At 71.7% G+C, this 371-nt stretch carries 1 protein-coding gene; it reads right to left on the reverse strand.

What is annotated here, in order from left to right; all coding sequences use genetic code 11:
* Positions 1–371 (reverse strand): cytochrome P450 (locus tag AC1DSF_RS31385; protein WP_478184212.1); only part of this gene is annotated, 371 nt, incomplete at both ends.

The raw sequence follows: 371 nt of genomic DNA on the forward strand, positions 1-371 counted from the left end.
TCGATCTCGGCGAGCAGGCGCGCCTCGACGTCGGGTGCGTGGGCGATCTCGTGGAACAGCCAGGACAGGGTCGTGGCGGTGGTCTCGGTACCGGCGAACATGATGGTGACGAGTTCGTCGCGGACTTCGACGTCGGTGAGGGACTCGCCGGTGTCCGCGTCGCGGGCGGCGAGCAGGGTGGACAGCAGGTCGGGACCGTCGTGCCGGCCGCGGGCGTGGGCGGCGGCGATCAGATCGTCGATGACGCCGCGCAGGCGTGCCGAGGCCTTGTCGAACTCGCGGTTCGCCTTGACCGGCACGCGGTCGAAGGCGGCGGGGGCGACGGCGCGGACGAGCGCGTACTTGATGAGGACCGGGACGTCGTGCCGGAC

This window comes from Variovorax sp. 01N429 (assembly GCF_056399425.1).